The organism is Herbiconiux sp. A18JL235, assembly GCF_040939305.1.
In the GTDB taxonomy this organism is placed as follows: Bacteria; Actinomycetota; Actinomycetes; order Actinomycetales; family Microbacteriaceae; genus Herbiconiux.
This window is the reverse complement of sequence record NZ_CP162511.1, coordinates 1,631,515-1,646,057: the sequence shown is the minus strand read 5'-3', so window position 1 is coordinate 1,646,057 and position 14,543 is coordinate 1,631,515. Positions and strand designations below refer to the sequence as shown.

At 69.6% G+C, this 14,543-nt stretch carries 14 protein-coding genes, 1 pseudogene and 2 riboswitches; of the genes and pseudogenes, 2 read left to right on the top strand and 13 right to left on the bottom strand.

Annotated elements, in window-relative coordinates:
• Position 1 precedes the first annotated feature (1 nt).
• The 4 genes from gcvT to ABFY20_RS07600 all read right to left on the bottom strand — a co-directional run bounded on the left by gcvT (position 2) and on the right by ABFY20_RS07600 (position 3,726).
• Positions 2–1,147 carry a glycine cleavage system aminomethyltransferase GcvT gene (gene gcvT, locus ABFY20_RS07615; protein ID WP_368499338.1) on the bottom strand — a complete coding sequence of 382 codons (1,146 nt, stop codon included), beginning with the start codon at positions 1,145–1,147 and terminating at the stop codon, positions 2–4.
• 62 nt (positions 1,148–1,209) lie between these two features.
• Positions 1,210–1,312: riboswitch (glycine riboswitch) on the bottom strand.
• Positions 1,313–1,400: riboswitch (glycine riboswitch) on the bottom strand.
• A 65-nt stretch (positions 1,401–1,465) separates the two neighbouring features.
• Positions 1,466–2,197, bottom strand: coding sequence for a copper resistance protein CopC (locus ABFY20_RS07610; RefSeq protein ID WP_368499337.1), 732 nt, complete (start codon positions 2,195–2,197; stop codon positions 1,466–1,468).
• Between the two features lie 29 nt (positions 2,198–2,226).
• Entirely contained in the window at positions 2,227–3,183 is a 957-nt protein-coding gene (locus tag ABFY20_RS07605) for a fatty acid desaturase (RefSeq protein ID WP_368499336.1), read from the bottom strand.
• Positions 3,184–3,519: 336 nt separating this feature from the next.
• Positions 3,520–3,726 (bottom strand): cold-shock protein, encoded by a 207-nt coding sequence (locus tag ABFY20_RS07600; RefSeq protein WP_171705213.1) that lies wholly within the window; start codon positions 3,724–3,726, stop codon positions 3,520–3,522.
• A gap of 172 nt (positions 3,727–3,898) precedes the next feature.
• Here ABFY20_RS07600 and lgt point away from each other — a divergent pair, with 172 nt between their 5' ends.
• Positions 3,899–4,885 (top strand): prolipoprotein diacylglyceryl transferase, encoded by a 987-nt coding sequence (gene lgt / locus ABFY20_RS07595; RefSeq protein ID WP_368499335.1) that lies wholly within the window; start codon positions 3,899–3,901, stop codon positions 4,883–4,885.
• Between the two features lie 4 nt (positions 4,886–4,889).
• Here the strand turns inward: lgt and ABFY20_RS07590 are convergent, their stop codons facing one another.
• The 9 genes from ABFY20_RS07590 to ABFY20_RS07550 form a co-directional block, all read right to left on the bottom strand.
• On the bottom strand, positions 4,890–5,735 hold the full coding sequence (locus tag ABFY20_RS07590) for a hypothetical protein (RefSeq protein ID WP_368499334.1): 846 nt from the start codon (positions 5,733–5,735) through the stop codon (positions 4,890–4,892).
• A gap of 72 nt (positions 5,736–5,807) precedes the next feature.
• Entirely contained in the window at positions 5,808–7,301 is a 1,494-nt protein-coding gene (locus ABFY20_RS07585; RefSeq protein WP_368499333.1) for an FAD-binding oxidoreductase, read from the bottom strand.
• Between the two features lie 113 nt (positions 7,302–7,414).
• Positions 7,415–8,056, bottom strand: a complete 642-nt coding sequence (locus tag ABFY20_RS07580) for a LysE family translocator (protein WP_368499332.1) — start codon at positions 8,054–8,056, stop codon at positions 7,415–7,417.
• 18 nt (positions 8,057–8,074) lie between these two features.
• Positions 8,075–8,536 carry an aromatic ring-opening dioxygenase LigA gene (locus tag ABFY20_RS07575; RefSeq protein ID WP_368499331.1) on the bottom strand — a complete coding sequence of 154 codons (462 nt, stop codon included), beginning with the start codon at positions 8,534–8,536 and terminating at the stop codon, positions 8,075–8,077.
• Between the two features lie 112 nt (positions 8,537–8,648).
• Positions 8,649–9,056 carry a hypothetical protein gene (locus ABFY20_RS07570; protein ID WP_368499330.1) on the bottom strand — a complete coding sequence of 136 codons (408 nt, stop codon included), beginning with the start codon at positions 9,054–9,056 and terminating at the stop codon, positions 8,649–8,651.
• A gap of 3 nt (positions 9,057–9,059) precedes the next feature.
• A complete protein-coding gene (locus ABFY20_RS07565) occupies positions 9,060–9,218 on the bottom strand; it encodes a hypothetical protein (protein WP_368499329.1) in 159 nt (52 codons plus the stop codon).
• A gap of 30 nt (positions 9,219–9,248) precedes the next feature.
• Entirely contained in the window at positions 9,249–9,599 is a 351-nt protein-coding gene (locus ABFY20_RS07560; protein ID WP_368499328.1) for a hypothetical protein, read from the bottom strand.
• Between the two features lie 19 nt (positions 9,600–9,618).
• Positions 9,619–10,692, bottom strand: coding sequence for a redox-regulated ATPase YchF (gene ychF / locus ABFY20_RS07555; protein WP_368499327.1), 1,074 nt, complete (start codon positions 10,690–10,692; stop codon positions 9,619–9,621).
• A 99-nt stretch (positions 10,693–10,791) separates the two neighbouring features.
• Positions 10,792–12,291: a CoA-acylating methylmalonate-semialdehyde dehydrogenase gene (locus tag ABFY20_RS07550; protein ID WP_368499326.1), complete on the bottom strand. Its 1,500-nt coding sequence runs from the start codon at positions 12,289–12,291 to the stop codon at positions 10,792–10,794.
• Positions 12,292–12,445: 154 nt separating this feature from the next.
• Between ABFY20_RS07550 and rmuC the strand changes: the two are divergent.
• A pseudogene (gene rmuC, locus ABFY20_RS07545) lies at positions 12,446–13,933 on the top strand (DNA recombination protein RmuC); the annotation flags it as partial.
• Between the last annotated feature and the right edge of the window lie 610 nt (positions 13,934–14,543).

Genomic DNA, 14,543 nt, shown 5'->3' with positions numbered 1-14,543 from the left:
GTCAGTCCTTCTTCCGGCGGTAGAACGGGTGGGGTGCGGTGCGGTAGGCGAGGCGCTTGCCCCGGATGTCGACGCTCAGCTCGGCGTCCGGTGCGGCGAATGCGGGCGCCACGTAGGCGAGGGCGATCGGATGCCCGAGGGTCGGTGAGAGTGCGCCGCTCGTCACGACGCCCACCGCCTCGGTGGAGTCGTCGGAGGCGAAGACCTCGTAGCCGGCGCGAGCCGCTCGCTTGCCCTCGGCCACCAGCGCGACCAGCACGGGCGCACCGTCGGGAGCGCCGGCGAGGAGCGCCTCGCGGCCGACGAAGTCGCTCTTGCCGAGGTCTGCCACCCGACCGAGGCCCGCCTGCTCGGGCAGCGTCTCGAGCGAGAGCTCGTGGCCGTAGAGCGGCATCCCCGCCTCGAGGCGCAGGGTGTCGCGGCTGGCGAGACCGGCGGGCACGAGGCCGAGCGGCTCGCCCGCGGCGAGCAGGGCGTTCCAGAGCGCGGGCGCGGCGGCACGGTCGAGGTACAGCTCGAACCCGTCCTCCCCCGTGTAGCCGGTGCGCGCCACGAGGAGGTCGACACCGTCGAACGATCCGGGGGTGCTGCGGTAGTACCGCAACCCGTCGAGACCGGCGATCCGGATCCCCGCGGTCTGCTCGAGCACCTGCCGGGAGGCCGGGCCCTGCACCGCGACGAGCGCCGTGGCCGCGCTCTCATCGGCGATCTGCGCGTCGAAGCCCGCCGATCGCTCGCCGAGCGCCTCCGCCACCGGGTCGTGGTTCGAGGCGTTCGCCACCACCAGGAACTCCTCGGCCCCCAGCCGGTAGACCACGACGTCGTCGACGATGCCGCCCGACTCGGCGAGCAGCAACGAGTACTTCGCCTGACCCTCCTCGATCGCCGAGAGCCGGCCCGCCAGCGCGTGGTCGAGCAGGGCGGCGGCCTCCGGCCCTCTCACGCGGAACTCCGCCATGTGCGAGAGGTCGAACAGACCGGCGGCGGTGCGCACCGCGTGGTGCTCGGCGAGGTCGCTGGAGTAACGCACCGGCATCTGCCAGCCGGCGAAGTCGGTGAAGGAGGCGCCGGCGGCGCGATGCGTGTCGAGGAGCGGCGACTCGAGGGCGGGTGCCTCGGGTGTCGCGGGGTCGGTGGAGCCGGTCACGAGTTCTCCGTTCCCGCCGGCGCAGCCGGCGATACGTGGGAGCGCTGATGCGCTACGAGAACTCCCCCTCTGTCATCGTGCCTGAGAGTTTCACCCTCCGGTCGTCGGGAGGGCTTTCACCGTGGGCGAGCCGCCGTCGATGCCGCGGACTGCTTTCCAGAGTGGCCAAGCGATGCGGTACGAGGACCTGAGAGATTATCGGGGAGGATTGCTCCTTCGGTGTCGCCTGAGGCGACTCTCCCGCATCGGGTTGATGGCCGGTCGATGTTCGATTGTGAGCGGATGCGGGGCACCCGCTGCGCCGAGTGTAGCGCGAAGTCACTGCCCGCCGAAGCCGCCGCCCCGGCTGCGCCGCACCACGATGACGATGATGACCGCCAGGGCGCCCGCTGCGGCGACGGCGATCAGCACGATCGCGTACCAGGGAAGGGGGGCGGGTGCTGCGGCGGGGTCGCCGGAGTCGGCACCCGGGTCGGTCGCCGCCGCGGTGCTCGGAGCCGTCGTCGCCACGGAGGAGTCATCGGTGGCCGTGGGGGTGGGCTCGGCCGCCGTGGGGGTCGGCGTCGGGGAGCCGTCGGGTGCTCCCGACCACGGCTCGCCGCAGACCGGCGCCTGAGTGAGCCCGTCGGCGGCGTTCGCCAGCGACTGCGGCTCGTAGTCGAACTCGAACTGACCCGAGGTGGGGTGCCCGTCGGAAGAGACGACCTGCCACAGCACGACGTAGCCGCCGGCGTCGCCCAGCGCGACCGGACTCGTCACCTGGGCGCCGTCGAGGGCGAGGCATCCCGATTCGTAGTGCAGGCCCTCGGGGTCGACGACCTGCAGGGCGAAACCGTCGGTCGACTCCCCCAACGAGAGCAACGGCTCGGAGAAGGCCAGCGTGACCACGCCCGGGTCGTCGGCGATCGACGAGTCGGCTGCCGGGTTCGACGACACGAGGTCGTCGTGCGCCCATGCCGACGCGGCCGGCAGCGCCGCGAGCCCGACCGCGGCGACGGCGGTCGCAGCTAGGAGGACGGCACGGCGGGCGACGGCGATCGGTGAGTTCACGCCTCCACGATACCGAGCACCGTGCGGGCTCACGCCCGCTTGACGCGGTACTGGTTCACCAGGGGGCAGTCGAACGGGTCGGGTGCAGCGAGCCCGACGCGGCTCATGTAGGCGATCACCTGGCGATGGGCCTCGAGCAGCGATGTCTGGGTGTACGGGATGTTGTGGGAGGCGCAGTACTCCTGCACGATCGGGCGCACCCGCATGAGACTCGGGCGGGGCATGCTCGGGAAGAGGTGGTGCTCGACCTGGAGGTCGAGGCCGCCCATGAACGTCGTCATGCCCCAGCCGCCGCGGATGCTGCGCGAGGAGAGCACCTGCTTCGACAGGAAGTCGACGCGCGAGCCCGCCGGGAACACCTTCATGCCGATGTGGTTCGGGGCGAAGGAGGCGCCCATGTAGAGCCCGAAGACCGCGAGCTGAACGCCGATGAAGGCGAAGGCCATGCCGAGCGGGAGGCACCAGAACACGACGCCCAGGTACACCGCGAGTCGCAGACCGATCGACCACAGCTCGACCTGCCTGCCCTCGACCTTGCCGCGGCCGAACAGCGTCTTGAAGGAGAGGTAGTGCAGGTTGATGCCCTCGAGCAGCATGAGGGGGTAGAGCAGCCAGCCCTGGTGGCGGGTGAGGAGCTTCATCGGGCCCCTCGCCCGCGCGGCGTCCTGCTCGACGAACGAGACCGTGTCGCGATCGATGTCGGGGTCTTTGCCGACGGTGTTCGGGTTGCCGTGGTGGCGGGTGTGCTTCGACATCCACCAGGCATAGCTCATGCCGACGAAGGCGGTGGCGAGCGTGCGGCCGGCGCGGTCGTTCGCGCGGTTCGACTCGAACACCTGACGGTGGGAGGCCTCATGGGCGAGGAAGGCGAACTGCGTGAGGATGATGCCGAGCGCGGCGGCGATGAGCAACTGGTACCAGGTGTCGCCGAGCAGGATGAACCCGGTCACGGCACCGCCGAGCGCCGCGACGAGCACGCTGAACATCGTGATGTAGAAGCCCTGGCGCTTGCGCAGCAGACCGAGGTCTTTGACGGTGGAGAGCAGCTCGGCGTAGGCCGCGGTGGGATGCGCACGGCCGGATTTGCGCGGAACGGTGGCACGGGCGACGGACGAAGAGGAGATGCTCAGGGGGGCCTCGCAGAGTCGGATTCGACTTCTCAGCCGCGGTGGTGAGCTGATGCGCTCGTCAGATGCTTCGACCGTACGCGCCGAACCTGCGTGTTGCCCCGGTAGGCGTCGGGGCGTCGCCGATGATGCGCCTCACACGGCGACGAGCCCGCACCCTGTCGCGGGTGCGGGCTCGTCGAGGAGAAGGCGAGATCAGCCGAGGGGCGTGATGTTCTCGGCCTGCAGGCCCTTGCGGCCCTGGGTGACGTCGAACTCGACGCGCTGGTTCTCTTCGAGGTTCTTGTAACCGGATCCGTTGATGCCGGAGTGGTGGGCGAACACGTCTTCGCCGCCGTCGTCGGGGGAGATGAAGCCGAAGCCCTTTTCGGAGTTGAACCACTTCACGGTGCCAGTAGGCATTGATTTTCTCTTTTCGAAATCAGCGGCCCCGCCTGCCGGGACCTACTGTCGCGGTGTACTTTCTTCCGCATTCGAAATACAAGCCAACACAACAACTGTGTCAATCATAGCGGCGCACCGATTCGGAGGCTACTGGTTCGTCTCGGAGAGCCTCCACGCTTTACAATTCAGCGTGCCCTCCTTCTCGCCACTCAGCATCCCGAGCCCGGATCCGGTGTTCCAGCAGTTCAACATCGGGCCGCTCACCATCCACACCTACGCTCTGTGCATCCTCGCCGGCATCATCGTCGCGATGTTCTGGGTGAACGCCCGCCTCACCAAGCGCGGCGGCGAGCCCGGGGTGGTCGTCGACATCGTGCTGTGGGCCGTGCCGCTCGGCATCGTGGGGGCGCGGTTCTACCACGTCTTCACGCACCTCGGCGACTACTTCTACGACGGCGCGAACCTGCTCAACGTCTTCGCCATCTGGGACGGCGGCAACGCCCTCTACGGCTCGCTCATCGGCGGAGCCATCGGCGCCTACATCGGCTGCCGCTTCTCGGGCATCAGGCTGTGGTCGTTCGCCGACGCACTGGCCCCGGCCATGCTCGCCGCGCAGGCCATCGGCCGCATCGGCAACTACATCAACCACGAGCTGTTCGGTCTGCCGACCACGCTCCCCTGGGGTCTCGAGATCGAATCGACCAACGGTAAGTTCCCGGTGGGCCTCGCCGACGGCACCCTGTTCCACCCGCTGTTCCTCTACGAGATCATCTGGAACGTCGTGGGCATCGCGCTGCTGCTCCTCCTCGAGCGCCGCTTCCAGCTGCGCTGGGGCAAGCTGTTCGCGCTCTACCTCGTCTGGTACGGGCTCGGCCGCTCGTGGCTCGAGGCCATCCGCATCGACCCGACGAGCGACGGCTTCCTCGGCATCCCGGCGAACGTGTGGGCGTCGTTCCTCGCCGTCGCGCTCGGCATCGTGCTCTTCATCGTGCAGTCGCGCCGCCACCCCGGCCTCGAGAACTCGGTCTACCGCCCGGGTCGTGGGCCGCGTGTCGTCGAGCCGCGCAAGAAGAAGGGCGCGGCTGCGGAGGCCGACGCGTCGGGCTCCGACTCCGACGTCGCCTCGGAGGATTCAGGCGTGTGGACCGACGAGGAGCTCTCCACCCCGTCGAAGTGACGCCTCAGCGCGCGGTGGCACCCGCATCCGCTTCGTCCTCAGCCCCGACCTGCTCGCGCAGTGCGGGGCTGAGGTGTTCCAGGCGACGGCGGTCGCGGATGGCGACGAAACCGACGCACACCACCCACACCAGCCACGGGAAGGTCGCGAGCATCGCGGTGGCGGCGCCGCCCGCGGCGAAGAACGAGTCGGGAGCCGTGCCGCCGAACATCGTCGGTACCGACAGCAGGTTGAGGCCCGCGACGGCGTAGGCGATGTATCCCGTCCACTTCGGCAGTGCCTCGGAGGCGATGGTGAGGTAGGCGGCGGAGGCCGCGACGAGAGCGTTCAGCGTGCATCCGATCGAACCGAACATGAGAGTGTGGCCCACGGTGAGCGCACGCAACGACGACGCATCCGGGTCGAGCCCCATGGTGTCGAGGGCGGTGCCGCCCTCCATCGCGTCGCCGACGAGGGTCACCGCGATGAACAGCAGGCCCGCACCGTACATGATGTTCGCGACCCACTGCAGGTCGGGCCTGGTGTGGGTGATGAGCTGACGGAAGCCCGAGATGAAGACGATGAGCGCCGCCATAAGGAAGGTGTCGATGAGGATGGTGAAGAGGGTCTGATTGGCCGTGCGGGTCATGAACTCGGTGAGCGCGCGGTCGTCGTCGAGAGCCGGGCGCGCGCCGACGAGCAGCGCCTGCACGAGGAACTCGGCGAAGGTGAGCAGGCCCACGGCGATGGCGGCGATGCCCGTCCAGAGCCGCACGTCGGGGTTGAGTCTGCCGTTCTTCACGACGGTGAGCATGTGCGCGTGCGTGTGCATGTGCAGATGCGTGTGCGTGTTCGTGTTCCCGGTGCTCATCCGACCCCCTTGACGTGCGACGGCGACCTCCAGCGGTGCGCCACGCTCCGACAGTAGCAATGCGTGGGGGTGTCACTCCCCCGGGTAGCTGTGGAACACGCCGTCGGGGTCGAAACGCCGGCGCAGCTGCTGGATGCGCTCCCAGTCCTCGGCACGGAAGGAACCGGGCACTCGCTCGGGACGGTGGCGGATGTCGGCCTCGCTGATGAAGTTCCCGGTCGCGGTCGGCTCGAGGGCCGCTGCCACCTCGTCGAGCCAGGCGCGGTTGCGGGCGTCGTCGGCCGGGTCGTCCCAGATCGTGTAGACGATGAGGCACGTCGTGTCGTGCATGCCGTAGGCGGCCTCGCCCGGGGTGAGGAGGTCAGCTCCCGCGCCGTTCGCCGGGAGTCCTGCGAGCACATAGCTGCGGCCGGAGGGTGCCTTCGCCATGAGGTCGGGCAGGAGTGCCGTCGTCTCGACGAGGTCACCTGAGAACCAGAAGGTGTCGGCGAGGTAGCGGGCGCCCTCGGGGTAGGTGGCGTCGACGGGCACGTGGAGCTGATCGAGGCGCACGTCGAGGAAGGCGGCGTGGTCGAGCGGCTCGACGCCGGTGGCGGGTCCATCACCCAGGGGCGCGAGGGCCCGTCGTGCCTCGTCGTCGTCGGCGGCGAAGACCGTGGCCGCGACGCCCACGACAAGCGGATGCGGGTCGTCGGCACCGAGGCCGCCCGGCCGCTGGGGGCCCGACGTCACGAGGGAGAGCTCGACGTTCGTCGGGAGCAGGGGTGACGCATCCGTGATCCAGGCGGTGACGGCCGCGAGATCGGTGAGCGGGAACGACCAGGTCGAGACGCGGATGGCGCGGGGCAGCGGCTGCAGCTCGAGCTCGAAAGCGGTGACGACGCCGGGGAAGCCCGGGCCGCTGCCGCGGGCGAGCCAGAACAGATCGTCGTTCTCCACGGGCGAGGCGGTCACGGCCTCGCCGTCGGCGGTGACGACCCTGAGACTGCGGATGGAGAAGCAGGCGGGTTTCCAATGCCCCCAGTTCACACCGAGGCCGCCGCCGAGCAGGAAGCCTCCGACGGCAGGGCGCCCGCAGTGCCCGACCGGGAACGCGACGCCGGCCGCGACGAGCTGCGGCGACAGGTCACCGCCTCGCACGCCAGCGCCCACGGTCGCGCGAAGGGCGGGCGCGTCGAGCTCGACGCCGTCGAACGCCTCGAGGTCGACGAGCACGCCATCGCCCCGCACCGTCGACGCCACCCAGCTGTGGCCCCCGGAGCGCACCGCTATGCGCTGCCCGGTGGCGCGGGCGGCACGGACGATCTCGACCACGTCCGCCTCCGTCTGCGGAAAGACGATCGCGTCGGGCAGCGGCAGCGGCTCCCCCGTCGCGGCGGCGACGACGTTGAACACGCCGTCGGTCACGGCCTCTTCGAAGCCTTCGTCGCCTCTCAGAAGGCCCGCGGGCCGCGTCGACCCGTGGGGCCGGCCGTGGGCGTGCCGCCCCGGGCCGTGCTCACCCGAATCGGACTCCGCTGTGCCGTGCTCCCCCGAATCGGACTCCGCTGTGCCGTGCTCACCCATGTCGCTCCTCCTGCACCGAGCGACGCGCCCGCCCTGCGCCCCGAGCGTATGCCGCGCCGGTGCACCCGCGCCTCCCCCAGAACGGGCCGGTCGGGCGGCGGGACGCTATGACGCTACGACTTCGAGCCGGTGAAGACGAGGGCGCCGCCGAGGCCGATCATCATGACGCCGCCGGCGGCTCCGAGGCGCGGGAGGCTGCGGGGGTGGCGGGCGAGGAAGGCGCGGGCCGAGCCGGCGGCGAGCGCCCAGACGCTGTCGCAGGCGAGGGCGATCGTGAAGAAGATCAGGCCTAGTTCGGCGAGCTGGAACGGGATGTTGCCCGCGCCGTAGTCGACGAACTGCGGCAGCACCGCCACGAAGAAGACGATCGTCTTGGGGTTGGTCGCCCCGACGACGAAGCCCTCCCCCACCAGGCGCCACGGCGACGGGCGACGGCGGGGAGCATCCGTCTCGCTGTCGGTGTGGTCGTTGCGGTGACGGATGACCTGCACCCCGAGGTAGACGAGGTAGGCGGCGCCCGCGATCTTCATGATGGTGAACACGACGACCGACTGGGCGACCAGCGTTCCGACACCAAGGGCGACCAGGGCGATGGCGGGGAGCATACCGAGCGCGTTGCCCAGCACGCTCAGGAGGCCGCCGAGACGCCCCAAGGCGAGGGAGCGACCGACGACGAACAGCACGCTCGGGCCGGGGATGAGGATGAGCGCGAGGGCCGCGAGGGCGAACGTGCCGGCGAGGGAGGCGGGTACCATTACGGGCTACCCGCGGTTCTACCGACCGGCTCGGCGCAGCACCGAGCCGGTCACGACGAAGAAGGCGCCGAGGCCCGTCACGAGGGCGCTCACGCCGTAGGCGAGCACGGAGGTCATGAGCGCGGTGCGCAGCGACGCGGCGGTTGACAGCGACATGCTCTGCTTGCGGAGTTCTGCCGCCTCGTCGCTGCCTGGTGCCACCTCGCGCAGGGCTGCGCTGATGTCGGCGAAGGTGCGGCCGCCGGCTCCGCGCTCAGCGTTGCCCTTGATCACGAGCGCCTCCACGTAGGCCGTCGCGGGGCCCTGCACGGGCTTGCCCGCGAATGCGGGTGCGTTCCCCGGCACCTCGATCTTCTCGGCGCGAAGTTGCCGGGTGACGACCGTCCACGCGGTCGCGCCCGCGGCGACGAACACCGCACCGGCGGCCAGGGTGAAACCACCGGCACGGGCGAGGGCGTCGGTGGTGGTCGATGTCGGCATGGAGCATCCTTCCGTGACAGTGCTGCGACTCGGATGCTACCGGAGAACATCCGTGTCAGAGAGCCGCTCGTCCCGATCTGTGGACACGGCCGGGCCTGTGCAGGAGGTCTGCTCAGGCCCCGACTCCGCGCAGCGGCACGAGTCCCCGGTTGCGCCGGATGTCGCGGTAGTTCCACTGCAGTTCGCGCGCCTTGCCCAGCCAGCGCCGAAGCGCCGCCGAATCGATCTGCCCGGGGTCGGTGTAGCGCGCCTCGGCGGCCTGGAAGCTGCCCTCGGGCGTCAGGCCTGGTTCGTCGAAGGCCCGCCCGCTCCAGAACAGCAGCCGCACCGAGGCCTTCAGCCGGTCGTACCCCACCACCGGGTTCCCCTCGAAGAACCACACCGGATGCGCGTGCCACACCTTGCGGTCGGCGTCGGGGAGCTCTCCTTCGATGACTCTGAGCAGCACATCGCAGACGGCCCGAGACTCGTCGTCGAGCCGAGCCTGGTAGCCGAGGATGTCGTCGGGGACGCTGCGCACGAGTCAGCCCCAGATGTCGGAGACGGGCATGGCATTGCTCATCGTCCAACCGTACCCGGGGACGAACGCAGCGGAGCGGAACTCGGTGTAGTTGCCGATGGCCAGCCTCGGCAGTGCGCTGATGTAGTACCCCAGGAGTTGGTCGACTGGCCCTCTCGCCACCGAGCGCGATGGCGCGGCACATCGCGCGGCTCACTCGAACCGCCTGACCTCCTCGATCACGCCGATGATGTTGTCGTTCAGCGCTTCCAGATCCTCCGCCGGAATCCAATACTCGAGGATTGTCTGACCGCCCACCTGATGGACGTCGAAGTCGTCGAGGAAGGCCTTGCGGACGGCGAAGCGAGTCACGTACCCGACTCCGGACGCCGGCACGTTCCACTCGCGAGCGATCCGATCCGCGTAGTCTTCGTTCAGGACGGGATAGAAGATCGGCTGATCCGGGAGACGGGGTGGCCACCGCTTGAATCCCGACTCCCGAACGAGCTCGAACTCTTCCGGACCGGTCGGCCGCCACAACCAGACGACATCCGGCGCCCCCATGATGCTGACCGGCTCCGGCTCAGTTGTTGAAGCGGAACTCGACGACGTCGCCGTCGTGCATGATGTAGTCCTTGCCCTCGATGCGGGCCTTGCCCTTGGCGCGGGCCTCGGCGACGGAGCCGGTCTCGACGAGGTCGTCGAAGGAGATGATCTCGGCCTTGATGAAGCCCTTCTGGAAGTCGGTGTGGATGACACCGGCCGCCTGCGGAGCCGTCCAGCCCTTGCCGATGGTCCAGGCGCGCGACTCCTTGGGCCCGGCCGTGAGGTAGGTCTGGAGGCCGAGCGTGTCGAAGCCGATGCGGGCGAGCTGGTCGAGGCCGCTCTCCTCCTGGCCGGTGGAGGCGAGGAGTTCGGCGGCGTCTTCGGGGTCGAGGTCGATGAGCTCCGACTCGAGCTTGGCGTCGAGGAAGATCGCGGTGGCGGGCGCGACCAGGGCGGCCAGCGCATCCTTGCGGGCAGGATCGGTGAGGATCTCCTCGTCGACGTTGAACACGTAGATGAACGGCTTCGCGGTGAGCAGCCCGAGTTCCTTGATGGGCTCGAGGTCGATCGACGAGGTCGAGAGCGGCTTGCCCGTGTCGAGGTAGGCACGCGCCTCCTGGGCGGTGGAGAGCACGATCGGCTCGAGCTTCTTGCCGCGCACCTCCTTCTCGTAGCGCGCCTCCGCCTTCTCCAGCGTCTGCAGGTCGGCGAGGATGAGCTCGGTGTTGATCGTCTCCATGTCACTCGCCGCGTCGACCTTGCCGTCGACGTGCACGACGTCGGAGTCGGTGAAACCGCGGATGACCTGCGCGATGGCGTCGGCCTCACGGATGTTCGCGAGGAACTTGTTGCCGAGCCCCTCACCCTCGCTCGCACCCTTGACGATTCCCGCGATGTCGACGAACGACACCGGGGCCGGCAGGATGCGCTCACTGCCGAAGATCTCGGCCAGCTTGGTCAGACGCGGGTCGGGCAGGTTCACCACTCCCACGTTCGGCTCGATGGTCGCGAACGGGTAGTTCGCCGCCAGAACCTGGTTCTTGGTGAGGGCGTTGAACAGGGTGGACTTGCCCACGTTGGGGAGTCCGACGATCGCGATAGTAAGAGCCACGAGGGTCAATCCTAGCTTCCGGATGCGCGCCCGCCGGATCGGGGGTGCGCCGACGGATGCACGGGCCAGTCTGTGTGGGCCGGCCCGCGCATCCGCTCGTCAGTTCTGCGGGAAGCCGAGGTTGATGCCGCCGTGCGAGGGGTCGAGCCAACGCGAGGTGACCGCCTTCTCCTGGGTGAAGAAGCGGAAGCCCGCGAGGCCGTAGGCCTTCGTGTCGCCGAAGATCGAGTCTTTGACACCGCCGAAGGAGTGGTAGGCGACGGGCACCGGGATGGGCACGTTGATGCCGATCATCCCCACCTCGACCTCGTTCTGGAAGCGGCGGGCCGCACCCCCGTCGTTGGTGAAGATGGCGGTGCCGTTGCCGTAGGCGCCGTTGTTGATGAGGTCGACGCCCTCCTCGTAGGAGTGGACGCGCACGACGGAGAGCACCGGGCCGAAGATCTCGTCGAGGTACACGGTGGAGCTCGTGGGCACGTTGTCGATGAGGGTGGGGCCGAGCCAGAAGCCGTCGGCCTCGCCGTCGACCTCGACCCCGCGGCCGTCGACCACGACGGTGGCGCCGTCGGTGTGCGCGACGTCGATGTAGCCGGCGACCTTGTCGCGGTGCACCCTCGTGATGAGCGGGCCCATGTCGCAGGAGCGGCGGCCGTCGCCGGTCTTCAGCCCGGCCATGCGCTCCTGGATCTTCGCGACCAGCTCGTCGGCGATGGTGTCGACGGCGACCAGCACGCTGATGGCCATGCAGCGCTCACCGGCCGACCCGAAGCCGGCGTTGATGGCGGCGTCGGCGGCGAGGTCGAGGTCGGCGTCGGGAAGCACCAGCATGTGGTTCTTCGCGCCGCCGAGAGCCTGCACGCGCTTGCCGTTGCGGGCCGCGGTCTCGTAGATGTAGTGGGCGATGGGGGTCGAGCCGACGAAGGAGATGCTCTTCACGTCGCGGTGCTCGAGCAGGCCGTCGACCGCCTCCTTGTCGCCGTGGAGGACGTTGAACACGCCGTCGGGAAGACCGGCCTCTTTGAACAGCGCAGCGAGCCAGTTGGCGGCGCTCGGGTCTTTCTCGCTCGGCTTCAGCACGACCGTGTTGCCCGCCGCGATGGCGATGGGGAAGAACCACATCGGCACCATCGCCGGGAAGTTGAACGGGCTGATGATGCCGACGACACCGAGGGGCTGCTTCAGCGAGTAGACGTCGACCCCGGTCGACACGTTCTCGGAGTACTCACCCTTCAGCAGGTGCGGGAAGCCCGTGGCGAGCTCGACCACCTCGAGGCCGCGCGCGATCTCGCCGGCCGCGTCGGAGAGCACCTTGCCGTGCTCGCTCGTGAGGATCTCGGCGAGTTCGCCGCGGCGGCTGTTCAGCAACTCGCGGAACGCGAACAGCACCTGCTGCCGCTTCGCGATGCTCGTGTCGCGCCAGCCCGGGAAGGCCGCCTTCGCCGCGGCGACGGCGGCGTCGATCTCGGGGCCGTTCGCGAGGGCGACCTCTTTCGTCTGCACACCGAGAGCGGGGTCGTAGACCGGTGCGGTTCGGCCGCTCGTGCTCACGAGTTCGGCGCCGGAGACCCAGTGGTTGACCACGGGGAGCGTGTCTGGCATGGTTCCTGCTTCCGTCAGAAGGCGTGGCCGGCACTCGTCGGCCCGTTCGATGCAGGCAAGCCTAGATGCTGCCACCGACGCCGGACAGGGTGTTTTCGACGGCCCCGCGACGAGCCGCCGACCCGATGTCGGTGGCTCCTGCCACACTTGCTGCATGGAAGCCCTCCTCCCCCTCCTCCTCGGTCTCGTGATCGGCCTCGCCCTCGGCGTAGTCGGCGGCGTGCTGGTCGCCCGCGCTCGCAGAGCGGATGCAGGGGTCGGCTCAGATCCCGCCCTCGAGAGCGCCCTGGCCGAGCGCACCGCAGACCTCGCGGGTGTGCGCACGAAGGTGGAGAACCTGGTCGAGGAACGCTCGACGCTCCAGGCTCGGCTCGCCGCCGTCGAGGCCACGGCCCTCGCACTGCGCGAGCAGGCGGAGGCCACGGCCCTCTCGCACCGCGAGCAGCTCGCGCAAAACCGCGAGCAGGCGGAGGCCGTCGCCGCGGCCCACCGCGAGCAGACGGCAGCGGCCAGGCAGCAGTTCGAGCAGCAGCTCGCCTTCGCGCAGGAGCAGAGCCGGCAGCGGCTCGCCCAGCAAGACGAGCAGTACCGGGCGCAGATCGCGGCGCAGGAGGAGCGTCTCACCGAGTTCCAGGAGCGCCTGCGGGCACTCAAGGAGGCCGAGGCGGCCCGCGTCGAAGAAGACGGCAAGGTGCTCGTTGCCCTCAGCCCGGTGCAGGAGAGCCTGAAGGCCGTGCAGGCGAAGGTCGTCGAGCTCGAGGCCCAGCGCCAGCAGCAGTACGGCGAGCTGTCGCAGCAGCTCAAGTCGGCGACCGAGTCCGAGGAGCGGCTGCGCTCGACCGCAGAGTCGCTCGCCTCGGCACTGCGCTCGAACAGCACGCGCGGCGTGTGGGGCGAGACGCAGCTGCGCAGCGTGGTCGAGGCCGCCGGCCTCATCGAACGGGTCGACTTCGACGTGCAGACCTCCATCGTGAGCGACTCCGGCGCGGGGCGCCCCGACATGGTCGTGCACCTGCCGGGCGGCAAGAACATCGCCGTCGACGCGAAGGTGCCGTTCGACGCGTACCTCGAGGCCTCGGCCATCCCCGCCTCGGCAACCGGCGCCGAGGGCGATCGCCGCAGCCAACTCATGAAGAAGCACGTGAAGGCGCTGCGCGACCACATCACGGCTCTCGGCAGCAAGGGGTACTGGAACGGGCTCGAAGCCTCCCCCGAGCTCGTCATCGCCTTCATCCCCAGCGAGTCGCTGGTGTCGAGCGCCCTCGAGGCCGACCCCGGCATCATGGAGTTCGCCTTCGGCAAGCGCGTCGCGCTGGCCTCGCCCGTCACCCTCTGGTCGGTGCTCAAGACCGTCGCCTTCTCCTGGCAGCAGGATGTGCTCACGCAAGAGGCGCGGCAGCTGTTCGACCTCAGCCAGCAGCTCTACACACGCCTCGGCAAGACGGCCACCCACATCGACAAGCTCGGCCGCACGATCGACCGAACGGTGAAGGACTACAACGCCTTCATCGGCTCCTTCGAACGTCAGGTGTTCCCCACGGCGCGCAAGCTCGGCGCGCTCTCAAGCGAGAGCCTCTTCCCCGAGCTCACCACGCTCGAGGAGTCGCCCCGCGAGATCGCGGGCCACGAACTGCTCGCCGAACTCGAAGCGGCCACCCCTGCGGCACTCGACGCGGTCGCGCACGCGAACGACTCCGCCACCCGCGACGACACCAGCGCTCCGAAGCGCGCCCGCGGCTCCAACCGCACTCCACGTCCAGGCGCGAAGCGTCTCTCCGGTGACGCTGCCGACGAGAGCGCCGGGGTCGCGGCAGACAGCAACGATTCAGCACCTGAGTCAGAGACGGCCGGGCCCATCGAGCAGAGCGACGAGGAGCGCACGGCCGAGGTCGAGCGCACGGTCGCCGAACTCGACGCCCTCGGCGGCGGCGCTCCGCGCCGCGACGCCGACTACCTCGCTCGCGAACACGACGCCCTCGTCGTCGATCTCGAGATCGACCTCGACGACGACCGCCCCACCGGCACCACGGGCCCCCGCCTCCTCTGAAACCCCAGGGCGCGCGACCAGCCTCGGGACAGGTCGCGCGACAATCCATCACATCAACGATGCCGCCCAGGCTCGACACGAACCGGGCGGCTTCGTCGTCTCCGGGCCCGCCGGCGACGCACATCCCCGAGTCCCTTTCGGGCTCTCCCCTGTGGGCCGGCACCGCGCCAGGCCGACATCGCGCCCAGCTGGGCGGCCGCCGCCC